This window comes from Prevotella veroralis (genome assembly GCF_018127765.1).
GTDB lineage: Bacteria > Bacteroidota > Bacteroidia > Bacteroidales > Bacteroidaceae > Prevotella > Prevotella veroralis.
The window spans coordinates 1,705,391-1,718,935 of the sequence record NZ_CP072330.1 but is presented as its reverse complement, the minus strand read 5'-3'; the positions used below and the strand labels follow the sequence as shown (position 1 = coordinate 1,718,935).

The following is a 13,545-nucleotide window of genomic DNA, read 5'->3' as shown; positions in this document are numbered from 1 at the left end:
AGAGAAAGCAAAAGAAAAGTATATATATGGAAGAAGAAATCATCCAACCCATCAGCAAGGAAGTGCTCAGAAGCGAACTGACAGCAGATAAGTTACTTCGTATGACCAATAAGAGTCATAACGAAATCTACGTCATTACGGCTAAGAGTTCACCTAATGTGATGAAGGAAATCGGGCGTCTTCGTGAGATCGCATTTCGTAATGCTGGTGGTGGTACGGGTAAGTCAATGGACATTGACGAGTTCGATACGATGGATAATTGTTGCCGACAACTTATAGTTTGGAACCCCGATGCGGAGGAGATTATAGGAGGCTATCGTTATATCTTCGGAAGCGATTGGAAGGTTGCTAAAGATGGACAACCAGTATTAGCAACAAGCCACATGTTTCATTTCTCCGACAAGTTTATGAAAGAGTACGCACCCTATACTGTTGAGTTAGGACGCTCTTTTGTATCCTTAGAGTATCAAAATGTTCGACGCAACTCGAAGAGTATCTTTGCTCTTGATAACCTTTGGGATGGGCTCGGAGCATTGACAGTCTTGAACCCAGATTGTAAGTATTTCTTTGGTAAGATGACGATGTATCCCTCTTATATACGCCGTGGAAGGGATATGATCCTATACTTTCTAAAGAAGTATTTTGATGATAAAGACAACCTTATAATACCGATTAAACCGCTTAAAATAGATACCCCTATAGCCGAATTGGATGCTCTTTTTAATGGTGAAAACTTTAAGGAAGATTACAAGATACTGAATAGTGAAATTCGAAAGTTGGGTTATAACATTCCTCCTCTCGTCAACGCTTATATGAATCTGTCTCCGACTATGAAGTTATTTGGTACCGCTATCAACTATGGCTTTGGCGATGTAGAGGAAACGGGAATCTTAATAGCTGTTGATGAGATCTTCGAGGAGAAGCGCATTCGGCATATTGAGAGCTTTGCGGATGAGCATCCAGAGGCATTAGAGTTCACAAGTGGGGCTAATCACGTTATTTATAAGGCGAAATAGGGTAGGGTATTCTCCCTTGTGGAGGGCAACTTTTACTTATATTGTTATTGATAAATAATCCTGCTATCAATGGCTTTCTACCTTTTTTTGATATATTTAGTAAACCATTCTTGAACCCCAGCTTATAACATAAGAATGTGCTTTCTTTATTCTTATGAGGCTTCTTCTTTTGTGTATTTGGGTTCTGTATATACAAAAGAAGAGTATTTTTAGAAGTGAAAAATAGATTAAAAATGCTGGTATAATAGATTATTAAATACTAAAAAATAATCTATTTTTTAAGGTTGATAAATATCTTTTCCTACTTACAGAAGTTGTTTCTCTAATAAAGAGAATGGTCTTTATGATTTTAGAAGATAATAGAAAGAGTGCATCAACGAGCCTATTTCTATGGTTCGTTTGATGCACTCATGTTATAGAAGTATATTCTTAGGATTCTCATCGATACTTATTACCGATGAAATCGTTGTTTTTATCGGATGAAGAGAAGTTCGCGATACTTTGGAAGTGTCCATAACTCATCACTGACAACCAACTCTAGTTTATCGATTTGATACCTAATCTTCTCCATTTTAGGAGCTATTGTATCATGATAAGCAATGGCTCTTTCTCGTTGATTCTCAATCTTGTTAGCTACCTTTCGTGCGTTAACAAGCTCTTCAATACCGCTTTCTATGAGTGTAGTACGCTCTGCTATCTCACGGATAATCTTGATATTCCGTTCACTAAGTTGTTTACCTTCTATATCCCCAAAGACGTCCATCATGTTCTGAACATTCTTAGCCAATTGACTCTGATAGTGCGTTGCAACAGGGATAATATGGTTCATTGCAAGGTCGCCCATGACGCGTGCTTCAATCTGAATCTTCTTAGTGTATGTCTCCCATTTAACCTCATTTCGAGCCTCTAACTCATTATGGCTTAAAACATGAGTAGCCTCAAACATTTTGATAGAGGCAGTATCAAGATAGCGATCAAAGCATATAGGACAACTTGCCTCACAATCAAGTCCGCGTTGAGCAGCTTCTTTCTTCCAATCATCAGAATATCCGTTTCCATCGAAACGGATCGGTTTGCAAGTCTTGATGTCTTCGCGTATAACATCAATGATAGCAGAGTTCTTTTCTTCTCCTTTAGCCATTAACGCATCCACCCGATCGGCAAAGTTGTTTAGAGCTTCAGCCACAGCAGCATTAAGAACAATCATTGCTGAAGCACAGTTAGCCTCTGAACCAACCGCACGGAATTCAAATCGATTACCCGTAAATGCGAATGGTGACGTGCGGTTTCGATCGGTGTTATCGATGAAAAGTACTGGTATCTCTGGTATCTCTATACGCATACCAGTCTTACCACTTAGCGCAAATAAATCATCTTTATCAGCTTTCTCAATATGGTCAAGAAGATCGCTAATCTGCTTACCAAGGAATGATGAGATGATAGCAGGTGGTGCTTCGTTAGCACCAAGACGATGATCATTGGTGGCACTCATTACTGATGCCTTCAATAAACCGTTGTGTTTATATACTGCCATCAATGTTTCTACGATGAAGACAACGAAACGGAGATTATCAATAGGGGTCTTTCCTGTGGCATGCAAGAGTACACCAGTGTCCGTACTCAAACTCCAGTTGTTATGTTTTCCAGAACCATTAATACCTCCGAAAGGCTTCTCGTGCAATAGAACTCGGAAGCTATGCTTGTGTGCAACCTTCTTCATTAAGGACATCAAGAGCATGTTGTGGTCAACAGCTAAGTTACATTCTTCAAAGATAGGAGCCAACTCGAACTGACCGGGAGCAACCTCGTTATGGCGAGTCTTGCATGGAATACCCAGCTCAAGAGCTTGTATCTCTAGGTCTTTCATGAATGCTTGAACACGCTCAGGGATAGTTCCAAAGTAGTGATCGTCCATCTGCTGGTTCTTTGCGGAGTCGTGTCCCATAAGCGTTCTACCCGTTAGCATCAAGTCAGGACGTGCGAAGTAAAGATCCTCATCAACAAGGAAATATTCTTGCTCCCAGCCTAGGTTGCTTGTAACTTGCTTTACCTCGGGATAAAAGTATTGGCAAACTTTAGTTGCTGCAACGTTTACAGCACGTAAAGCCTTTAGTAGTGGAGCTTTGTAGTCGAGTGCTTCTCCAGTATAAGATATGAATATTGTTGGAATACAAAGTGTGTCGTCGATAATAAATACAGGACTTGTCGGATCCCAGGCAGAGTATCCTCGGGCTTCAAAGGTGTTTCTTATGCCTCCATTTGGGAATGAACTCGCATCCGGTTCTTGCTGAACAAGGAGCTTACCAGAGAACTCTTCAATCATTCCGCCTTTACCATCGTGCTCAATGAAAGCATCATGTTTTTCGGCAGTACCTTCTGTTAATGGTTGAAACCAGTGTGTATAATGAGTTACACCATTCTCTTTAGCCCATTGCTTCATGCCTTGTGCTACTGCATCTGCAATCGATCTATCTAGTCGGCTGCCGTTATCCATGACATCAACGAGCTTTTTGTAAATGTCGGCAGGCAGATACTTATACATCTTAGAGCGGTTAAACACGAACTTTCCATAGAACTCTGAAGGGCGTTCCGTTGGTGCATTGACTTCTACTGGTCGCTTCTTGAACGCTTCTTCAACAGCTTCAAATCTTAAATTTGCCATATCTTTTACCTTAAAATGAAACTTCGTATTGCAAAAATAAGCATTTTCCTTATATTTAGCAAAGTATTTAAGAATATATAAAGGTGCAAAGTTTAAGAGACAAGGGGATAATACTTTACAATAAAGAAGAGTGTTGCCTGGATTGCTAAGGTTCTACTCACAGTGTTTGAAATGAGCCTCTTTTTCAAGTTAAAAGTCTTCTTCCTCTATTACAAAAAGAGTGTATATCTGCTCACGCAGACATACACTCAGCCACTTAACTAAATAACTCAAAAATTATTTGACTCAAAATATTCTTTAGGTAGTCTTCGTCACGAGGACATAACCTAAGTACTTACATTTGACTATTAACTTACTAATAACTATTTAAACGTAATTTGATTGCTACTCAATAATAGCTTTGAATTAACGGTTGCAAAGATAATACTTTTCTTTGAAAGGCGTGCCGATATAAACACTTTTTGTTTGTTGTAAGCGTAATTTATTGTAGTTAGTAGTAATTACAACCTGCTAAAAGCATCTATTTCCACCCTTTTCATCGACTATATTAGATGATGTTTTTATTTTTACAATTCATATATTGCAGGTGAGAAGAATAAGGATTTAAACTGATACTACCCTTTTTTCATCTTTATTAAAGCATGGTTGTCTTCATTACCAATAGAATGTCTGAATAAGAGATATTGGCTGGGCATAATATTTTAAGTGCTTTCAAATTAGCATCCTTACCTGCAAGTTTTATCTTTTGTTGTATAGTTCTTGCCTTTGATTCATCAATCACCTCATTCAGTTGTATGTATCCCTTTTGGATATAAGGGATGAGATGTCCCTGTATTGTTGCTGGTGTTAAGCCACGCTCCTTAGCAATAACTTCAATACTCTTACCCGCTTTGAAGAGATTATAAGAGATTTCGCCAGTACTGATTTTAGGTGCTTTTGGTGCAGAGTCTTCCGTTTTTTTCTTTTGCTTTCTGCCCGTTCCATCGTCCAAGCTATTAAGTATTGCTTCTTGTTTAGACGTTAGGTAGCCTGTAATGGAGAATCCTTCTTTCATAATAGCCTCTAATACTTCGTGTTTAGTTGAATATGCTTGGCGTAGATCGGAGAAGCTATTATCAAATCGTTTGTTGGCTGTTTTGTTGTTAGATTGTACCCCCTTCGTTATATCAATAAGGTGACTAAAGATCTCTGTAAGCTGACTATGGAAGTAAAGAGCACTCTTTTTCACCCGTTCTAAGAACTTCTCTTTGTGCAACTGTTCGGTAGTCATGCTCCAGATAACGCTTCCCCATTTCATAGAAACACCTATGATCCGCTCATCAAGATCAATTATTGCCATCTTGTGAAGCGTTGTTACTTTCGGAAACTTGAAGAAGTATTCTGATAAAACACGATAGATAGCATCTTCGCAAGTCTTAATTTCATTGAAGCTAAACAATTCTAAGAGTAGTTGTCGATAATACTCCTCTTTCAAAACTGGTAATGCTTTAATACTTTTTGCGGCTTCTTCCGTTTGATGAGATATGTAGTTTGTTACCTGACTATCGTTAATTATGGCAGAACTACTTATCGGTGAAGCCAAGACAAGCCCTTCCAATGTCTTACAACGGCTCAAGGCGACATACACCTGACCGGCGGCAAAGGACGACTGAGCGTCAATGATGGCATGTTCGAACGTCAGTCCCTGACTCTTGTGTATAGTGATTGCCCACGCCAAACGCAAGGGATATTGCTTAAAAGTGCCTTGTACCTCCGCTTCTATTTGTCTTGTCTTTTCGTTTAAGGTGTATTTTGTATTCTCCCAAGTCTCTTGTTGTACTTCAATTTCCTGTTCATCACCAGGACAAAGAACCTGTATTTTCTCATTATCAAGGTATGTTACATGTCCAATTCTCCCATTGTAGTAACGTCCGTTATTATCATTTCGGATGAACATAACCTGCGCCCCACGTTTAAGCGTAAGTTTGAAGTCTGCCGGATAGTTGTATTCTGGAAAATTGCCATCAACCTCTGCGGTGAATGTGCATGCTTTTGAAGGAAGATTACGCAGCTGATCATCATTGTAACTTTCAGCCATTCTGTTGTGAGTTGTCAGTCGGATATAGTCGCTTCCCACCTCTGGCTCAAACTTAGGATCGTACCTTTCGTTCAGTTTCAGCAAGTCGGTCTCACTCACTCGTCCCTCCCTTATATTATTAAGTAAGGTGATAAACCTGTCATCTTGCTGTCTATAGACATGCTTCAGTTCGATGGTTACATAGTTAATACTACGTAATGCCTTTGAACCAAAGAAGTATGGTGTGTCATAATAACGCTGAAGTAATCTCTCCTCTTCGGGCGTTACAACCGGAGTAAGTTGTTGTAAGTCACCAATCATAAGCAGTTGTACACCTCCAAAGGGCTTATCATGCTCTCTAAATCGGCGTAGAACGGAGTCAATAGCATCGAGAACATCAGAGCGCACCATGCTTATCTCGTCAATGATAAGCAAGTCTAACGTTCTCATTATCTTACGTTTCTCTTTGCTGTAATCAAATCTATTCTTAATACTTGCCTCTGGTACAAATGGAGAAAGGGGTAGTTGAAAGAAAGAATGAATGGTCATTCCACCTGCGTTAATTGCTGCCACGCCTGTTGGAGCAACGATGACACTACGCTTAGAACTCTTTTCTTTGAGCGTTCGGAGAAATGTTGTTTTCCCAGTCCCAGCCTTTCCTGTAAGGAAGATGCTGATACCAGTATGTTCAACAAAGTCCCATGCATGCCTTAATTCGGGGTTCTTTTCCATTGTCCTATCGTCTATTAATAATGGAGAACAAAGGTAATTGAAATTCTTGGAAGTAGCAAATAAACCTTTACTTGATAAATGTCAACCAACTTGATACATGGCAATAAAACCAAGAAAAAGAGCCTTTAGCCGTAATAATGCTTGTTCCTAAGTTGGAAACTAACTACCTTTGCACTCGTAAAAGATTAAGGATAACATATTAAAGAACCAGAGACAAAGGGTCTCTATTAAACGTAAATGATTATGGTTTCATTAGTATTATCAGCTGTAGTAATTGCAGCAACAGTAGCAAAGGCAGTAAGTGTTAACAACCACATGGCTGCCTAATTATTAGACAAAGTTTAGAAATTTGAGAGTAAAAACAATATTCCAAGTTCACCAAGAGTGTGCTTGGAATTTTTGTTTTATAGGTGTTTTATGACGTAAATATCATAGATTTACACCATAACCAAACAACGCAAAGTCTGCTTTTAATGGGTCTTCGGGGAAGAAAGAGGCAAGTTCTTCTGTTAACCGACGTGCTGCAACCATTGTTGCTGACTTGCTTTTAAGTAGCCCCAACTGCATAGCTTGCCGAATAACATGTGTGTCGAGTGGCATAATCAAGGTGCGTTGATCGATGAGTTCAGACCAAATACCTATGTCAACAGGCGATCCTTTGCGTACCATCCAGCGTAAAAACATACAAACGCGTTTACAACAAGAGTTTGTATTCTTCGGTACGATACCTGTAATCTCGTGTTTTTGGAAGTATTGACAGATAGCATCTATCGCCGTAAGGGCATCGATTTTCTCCATTTCATCGTACTTTTTAGCATACGAACGGATGTAACCCTCCATGTCCCCATGCTCCTCATACATTGATTGTAAGGCTTGGAAAAGACCGTACATCATGTGATTTGTATATAAACGATAGAAACAATCGTCATCATCGGGAATGTCCAATGCAAACCGTCCTGTCCTTACCCATTGATAAGGTTCACCTCTTGAGCAATCAAGGATATACTGAATACGAGGCATAAAGACTTGTCTTGAACCATAACTCAAACATGAAGCTATAAAAGCAATAGCCTCTTGGTTACGCTTACCAACGACTTGATGCATAAACCATGAGGGGTCATCTTTTATGAAATCTTGTGTTTCATATTGAGTAGCCAGGGCATGAAGTCTCTGCTCCAAGCCCTCGGAAGTCTTTGTTTTTACCATATAACACTCTTACAGCAGTGTGCTTCGTACCTGATTACTATTACTTGCTTGGAGCAAGAATTTGTGCTGCATGATCTTTCGTCTTAATCTCTTTCGGACCAATGATGCGTTCAATGATACCCTCTTCATTAATAATAAAGGTGGTACGGAATGTCCCCATGTAAGTACGACCATACATCTTCTTTTCTCCATAAACCCCAAAGGTCTCAACGAGCTTTAGGTCTGTATCAGCAATGAGGGGGAATGGTAGCTCATTCTTCTCTATGAACTTCTTGTGCGATTTTTCGTCTTGTATACTTGCTCCAACGATTGCATAGCCTTGAGCTTTTAGTTCCGTATAGTTGTCGCGGAGGTTACAAGCCTCTGCGGTACAGCCTGATGTCGAATCTTTAGGATAGAAGTAAAGGACGAGCTTCTGCCCTTTATAATCGCTCAACTTAATCTCCTTGCCGTCTTGATCAGTACCCAGAATCTCTGGTGCTTTATCTCCTACATTCATAATCTATTGTTTTTAATGTTTCACTTAATTGATTTACAAAGATACAGAAAGATATGGAATAATTACAAGCTAATGCTCTTAAACATTAAAAAAATATGGGACCTCATCTCACGATGAAGTCCCACTGGTAACTAAAAATATCCTATAAAAGTAGGATTTAGTAGTTTTCTCTTCAGTATAGCACCTATTTCTATACTTTATTTCTTATGTCTGCACTGTGTATTTTAGTAAACTTTATTCTCTTAGACATGCGTGTAAATGTTTTTACCTAAGCGGTAATTTGTGTACCATTCTATCGGCTGCAAATATACTACTTTTTGTGGAATTAATAGATAAATATCGCTATTTATTGTTTGTAAAGGGCAAAAAATTGATAAGTATCATTTGGCTTTATCTATGTTAATTTATTACATGTATCCTTGATAAAGGGCTTGGATTGTAAAATCAAGTGACATCATTTCCGATTGGTTAATCTATTCCGTATTATCTTGATATTGCTCTGTTAAGATCTTATCTGAATCTGTCTTTAGTGGTCTTATCGGTTGTTTAAAATAAAATGTGTGTGCTTTAGAACTTCTTCTAACTCTTCCCCAAGGAAGAAAGCAACTAATGAGTGCCAGTTTGAATAGGCTTCAATCAATCCATATTGTTGCCACAAAGTAGGGACAGACGCCCTCGTCTGTCCGCCCGTTTATCTTTCCATTGCATCCCGTTAGGCAACCTCCCCTCCCTCGGAGGAGCTTGGGGAGGTTTTTGGTAATTGTGTTTTGGCGGACAGACGAGGGCGTCTGTCCCTACTTTGTGATATCATATCCAACAGAACTAACGACTTCATTTCCGATTGGTTAATCTATTCCGTATTATCTTGATATTGCTCTGTTAAGATCTTATCCGAATCTGTCTTTAGTGGTCTTATCGGTTGTTTAAAATAAAATGTGTGTGCTTTAGAACTTCTTCTAACTCTTCCCCAAGGAAGAAAGCAACTAATGAGTGCCAGTTTGAATAGGTTTCAATCAATCCATATTGTTGCCACAAAGTAGGGACAGACGCCCTCGTCTGTCCGCCCGTTTATCTTTCCATTGCATCCCGTTAGGCAACATCCCCTCCCTCGGTGGAGCTCGGGGAGGCTTTTGATAATTGTGTTTTGGCGGACAGACGAGGGCGTCTGTCCCTACTGTGTTATATCATATCCAACAGAACTAACGACATCATTTTCGATTGGTTTATCTGTTCCGTATCATCTTGATATTGCTCTGTTAAGATCTTATCCGAATCTGTCTTTAGTGGTCTTATCGGTTGTTTAAAATAAAATGTGTGTGCTTTAGAACTTCTTCTAACTCTTCCCCAAGGAAGAAAGCAACTAATGAGTGCCAGTTTGAATAGGTTTCAATCAATCCATATTGTTGCCACAAAGTAGGGACAGACGCCCTCGTCTGTCCGCCCGTTTATCTTTCCATTGCATCCCGTTAGGCAACATCCCCTCCCTCGGTGGAGCTCGGGGAGGCTTTTGATAATTGTGTTTTGGCGGACAGACGAGGGCGTCTGTCCCTACTGTGTTATATCATATCCAACAGAACTAACGACATCATTTTCGATTGGTTTATCTGTTCCGTATCATCTTGATATTGCTCTGTTAAGATCTTATCCGAATCTGTCTTTAGTGGTCTTATCGGTTGTTTAAAATAAAATGTGTGTGCTTTAGAACTTCTTCTAACTCTTCCCCAAGGAAGAAAGCAACTAATGAGTGCCAGTTTGAATAGGCTTCAATCAATCTATATTGTTGCCACAAAGTAGGGACAGACGCCCTCGTTTGTCCGCCCGTTTATCTTTCCATTGCATTCCGTTAGGCAACATCCCCTCCCTCGGAGGAGCTCGGGGAGGCTTTTGATAATTGTGTTTTGGCGGACAGACGAGGGCGTCTGTCCCTACTTTGTGATATCATATCCAACAGAACTAACGCTCCTCTCTTTTTCAAGAGAGGCTTTCTTTAATGCAAGAAGGGCGTTTCTTCAACACGAAGAAACGCCCTTCTTGATATGAGGAAACGCCCTCTTTGTATGTAGAATGCTCTCTCCACTTTCCCTCTCATTTGGAGAGAGGGTGGGAGGGTCTGTTATCTTACCAGATGTGAGCACGTTTCTCCTGTGGGACAAAGAGTTTATCACCCTCTTTAATGTCGAATGCCTTGTACCAAGCATCTATCATTGGAAGGGCTGCATTAACACGACTTACGTTAGGAGAATGTACGTCTGAGTTAACGATGTAAGCAACAAATTGAGGTGCAACATTGCTTGCCCATACACGACCCCATGCGAGGAAGAAACGTTGAGAAGGGGTGAAACCATCCTTGTCAGTAAGCGGATTCTGCTTCATACTATTCTCTAATGCACGATAAGCAACGTTCAAACCACCATTATCACCAATGTTTTCTCCAAGCGTCTTCTCGCCATTTACCTTTAGTCCTGGTATGACTTCTTGCTGGTTGAACCAGTCTACTAACACCTTTGTTCGTGCATCGTAGTTCTTCTTGTCTTCGTCCGTCCACCAGTTCTTCATGTTTCCTTCCTTATCAAACTGGCAACCTTGATCATCGAAGCCGTGGCTCATCTCGTGCCCAATCACTGCACCAATAGCACCATAGTTAGCGGCATCATCGACCTCAGGATCAAAGAATGGAGGCTGGAGGATAGCGGCTGGGAAGTTGATACTATTCGTTGATGGATCATAATAAGCATTGACCGTCTGTGGTGTCATGTGCCATAGTTTCTTATCAACAGGCTTACCCCAACGCTTAGAGATAATATATTTTGAGGCAGCCTCTTGTACGTTCTTTACATTATCAAGGAGCGACTTTGCCTCGTCAATAACAAATACACTATCCATGTTCTGCCACTTATCTGGATAGCCAATCTTTATGTCGAACGCCTGTAACTTCTCGAGTGCTTTTGCCTTTGTAGCAGCTGTCATCCATGTGTTCTCTTCGATACGCTGTGCAAAAGCTGATTGCAAGTTCTTAACAAGCTGAATCATTCTTTCCTTGCTACTCTCTGGGAAGTACTTTTGAACATAGAGCTTACCAACGGCCTCTCCCATGATACCTTGTACGAAAGATAAAGCACGTTTCCAACGTGGCTGTTGCTGCTGAACGCCGTAAGCAACCTTTGTGTATTCGAATTTACGCTTTGAGAAAGCATCAGAAAGCATACCTGCTGAACTTGAAACAACAGCTAATTCCATGTAAGCCTTCAACTGATCGAGTGGCGCAGTAGCTAATATTTTCTCTACCTCATGTACTGGCTCCGGTTGACCAACATCCACCTTACCACCATTATTAGGATAACCAGCAATCTTCAAGATGTAGTTCCAATCGATACCTGGGTAATCCTTTAAGAGCTGTTCCCATGTCATTGGATGGTAATTAGCCTGTGGATCGCGTGATTTCACTTGATCATAACTAACCTTCGCAATACGATTCTCGAGTGCAAAAGCCTCTTCCATCTTCTTCTTTGCAACTGCTGGAGCATTACCAACCATCTTTAGGTAGTCATTCTTCAAGCTCTTGTAAGCAGCTACAACAGCCTTCTGTTGTTCGTTAGGTTGTGTGTAATACTCTGGATCCAAGCCCAATCCTGATTGTGAAACACCGATGATGTATCGGCTAGAGTTCATTGCGTCAGTAGTCATACCGAAGCCTACAGGGAAGGTATTATAGCCCTTCTCGTCAAGATCATACATCAGTTTGATGAGCTCCTTACGTGTCTTAGCAGCGCGAACTTTAGCTAATACAGGTTTAATAGGGGTATATCCCTCACGATTACGGCGTGTGCTGTCCATGTAGAGATTGTAGATAGAAGCAATCTTCTGTGCTACCGTACCCTTCTTCTGTGGTTTCTTAGCATAGTCCTCAACCATTTCTCGGATGCGTTTGTTGTTTAACTCCTCTAAATCAACAAATGCGCCGTTCATCGGATGTTCCTTGTCTAGAGGGTGAGTCTTCATCCAGTTACCTGCAGAATACTCATAGAAGTTCTCTCCCGGTTTGACATTTAAATCCATGTTGTTGCGGTCTATGCCCGATTTCAAGCCTTGTGCAAATGCAGAGGTGGCAACGAGTGAAGCCGCTAGAAATAGCATTCTTGCTTTCATGTGCTTAATATTTTAAAGTGTTGAATATTATCTTTTCTTTCGCTAACAAGCTACGAATGTTTTACAAAGATAGCTAAAAAAGAGTAATCCTTTTACTTCCTATGCTCTTTTTTGATAGTTAGTAGGTTTGTAAAGTGTTCTTTTAATTATTTTAACTGGCTGTTGGAGGTAGAATACTTCATGTTTTACTCTTCTTTCATGGAGGCTATCAAGCGATGGAACATTTCCTCTATATTATAATAAGGTGTCCATCCCAAACTTTGTATTCGTTGCGTGTCTAAGCGTAATTTGGTGGTAGGTGAATAGCCTAAACCCTCTTGTATCTCAATTACAACATGCACATGATCAGGGTTGAATGTCTCGGCAACAAGTTCAGCCATTTGTCGAATGGAGATGTAAGTTGCTTCATTTGCCACATTATATGCTGTTCCGTCTTCACCTTTCAATAGAATATAAAGCATGGCACTGATCGCATCTGTCGTATAACAATAACACCTACTTAATTCGCCAGTTGTATGTAAGATGATGTCTTCATCATGGATAACGCTACGTGCAAACTGCGCAAAGACGCGGTTGTCCTGTTTGCTAACTCCTGCGCCAAAGGTTTGTGCCAATCGTGCAACCTTTACTTTTACTTGCTTCTCCACAGCATAGTTATGACATAACCCTTCTGCTGCACGCTTTGCTAAAGGGTAACTACTACGGGTTGCCATAGGGTTCAGATAACCTTGTTTGTCCTCCGTGAGTGGAGTAGAGTCATCTGTTATCGTACCGTAGACTTCCAATGTTGAGGCTAAAACAAGTGATTCCAACTTGACTTGCTCTGCATAGTTGAGGATATTCTGCATACCCATATAAACCGTATTCATCGTTTCTACGGGTTTCTCAACGAAGTCTTTTGATGCGGTAGGAGCTGCAAAGTGGAAAAGATAATCCACCTTTCTCTTCGGTTGGAAAGGTTCTGTAGCACTGAAGTCATATTGATAATAGCTGAGCTCCTCACGCTCTTCTCCAAAGAGGCGAACAGCTTTCTCCATATTTCGTGCTACTGCCACGATATGTAAGTTGACGCTTCTTTGTGCCTTCAAAGCCAATAGACAACGCACCATACAAGCTCCTAACAATCCTGTGGAACCAGTTATTGCTATCGTCTTACCCTCTAACTCTGTGGCTAAAGCAAACCGAGACGCAAAGAGCTGTATGTCTTCTTTCAGTATATTATTCATCT

At 40.5% G+C, this 13,545-nt stretch carries 7 protein-coding genes; 1 reads left to right on the top strand and 6 read right to left on the bottom strand.

Features of this window, described 5'->3' with window-relative positions; translation table 11 throughout:
* The first annotated feature begins 26 nt into the window (after nucleotides 1-26).
* Entirely contained in the window at nucleotides 27-1,016 is a 990-nt protein-coding gene (glsB, locus tag J5A55_RS07310) for a glycine N(alpha)-acyltransferase GlsB (RefSeq protein WP_004382822.1), read from the top strand.
* A 472-nt stretch (nucleotides 1,017-1,488) separates the two neighbouring features.
* Here glsB and J5A55_RS07305 read toward each other — a convergent pair whose 3' ends face one another.
* The 6 genes from J5A55_RS07305 to J5A55_RS07280 form a co-directional block, all read right to left on the bottom strand.
* Nucleotides 1,489-3,678 carry a glutamine synthetase III family protein gene (locus tag J5A55_RS07305; RefSeq protein WP_004382819.1) on the bottom strand — a complete coding sequence of 730 codons (2,190 nt, stop codon included), beginning with the start codon at nucleotides 3,676-3,678 and terminating at the stop codon, nucleotides 1,489-1,491.
* Nucleotides 3,679-4,312: 634 nt separating this feature from the next.
* Nucleotides 4,313-6,466: a helix-turn-helix domain-containing protein gene (locus J5A55_RS07300; RefSeq protein WP_004382818.1), complete on the bottom strand. Its 2,154-nt coding sequence runs from the start codon at nucleotides 6,464-6,466 to the stop codon at nucleotides 4,313-4,315.
* A 429-nt stretch (nucleotides 6,467-6,895) separates the two neighbouring features.
* A complete protein-coding gene (locus J5A55_RS07295) occupies nucleotides 6,896-7,672 on the bottom strand; it encodes a TIGR02757 family protein (protein WP_004382817.1) in 777 nt (258 codons plus the stop codon).
* Between the two features lie 40 nt (nucleotides 7,673-7,712).
* On the bottom strand, nucleotides 7,713-8,171 hold the full coding sequence (gene bcp / locus J5A55_RS07290; protein ID WP_004382815.1) for a thioredoxin-dependent thiol peroxidase: 459 nt from the start codon (nucleotides 8,169-8,171) through the stop codon (nucleotides 7,713-7,715).
* Between the two features lie 2,118 nt (nucleotides 8,172-10,289).
* Entirely contained in the window at nucleotides 10,290-12,317 is a 2,028-nt protein-coding gene (locus J5A55_RS07285) for a M13 family metallopeptidase (RefSeq protein ID WP_004382806.1), read from the bottom strand.
* Between the two features lie 185 nt (nucleotides 12,318-12,502).
* The gene (locus J5A55_RS07280; RefSeq protein ID WP_004382805.1) at nucleotides 12,503-13,543 is read right to left on the bottom strand and encodes an NAD-dependent epimerase/dehydratase family protein; all 1,041 of its coding nucleotides are present in this window, start codon (nucleotides 13,541-13,543) and stop codon (nucleotides 12,503-12,505) included.
* Nucleotides 13,544-13,545: the final 2 nt, after the last annotated feature.

What these genes read in the sequence shown, in the direction of transcription:
- J5A55_RS07280 (WP_004382805.1), bottom strand. Translation starts at nt 13,543, where the DNA reads ATGAATAATATACTGAAAGAAGACATACAGCTCTTTGCGTCTCGGTTT.
- bcp (WP_004382815.1), bottom strand. Translation starts at nt 8,171, where the DNA reads ATGAATGTAGGAGATAAAGCACCAGAGATTCTGGGTACTGATCAAGAC.
- glsB (WP_004382822.1), top strand. Translation starts at nt 27, where the DNA reads ATGGAAGAAGAAATCATCCAACCCATCAGCAAGGAAGTGCTCAGAAGC.
- J5A55_RS07305 (WP_004382819.1), bottom strand. Translation starts at nt 3,678, where the DNA reads ATGGCAAATTTAAGATTTGAAGCTGTTGAAGAAGCGTTCAAGAAGCGA.
- J5A55_RS07295 (WP_004382817.1), bottom strand. Translation starts at nt 7,672, where the DNA reads ATGGTAAAAACAAAGACTTCCGAGGGCTTGGAGCAGAGACTTCATGCC.
- J5A55_RS07300 (WP_004382818.1), bottom strand. Translation starts at nt 6,466, where the DNA reads ATGGAAAAGAACCCCGAATTAAGGCATGCATGGGACTTTGTTGAACAT.
- J5A55_RS07285 (WP_004382806.1), bottom strand. Translation starts at nt 12,317, where the DNA reads ATGAAAGCAAGAATGCTATTTCTAGCGGCTTCACTCGTTGCCACCTCT.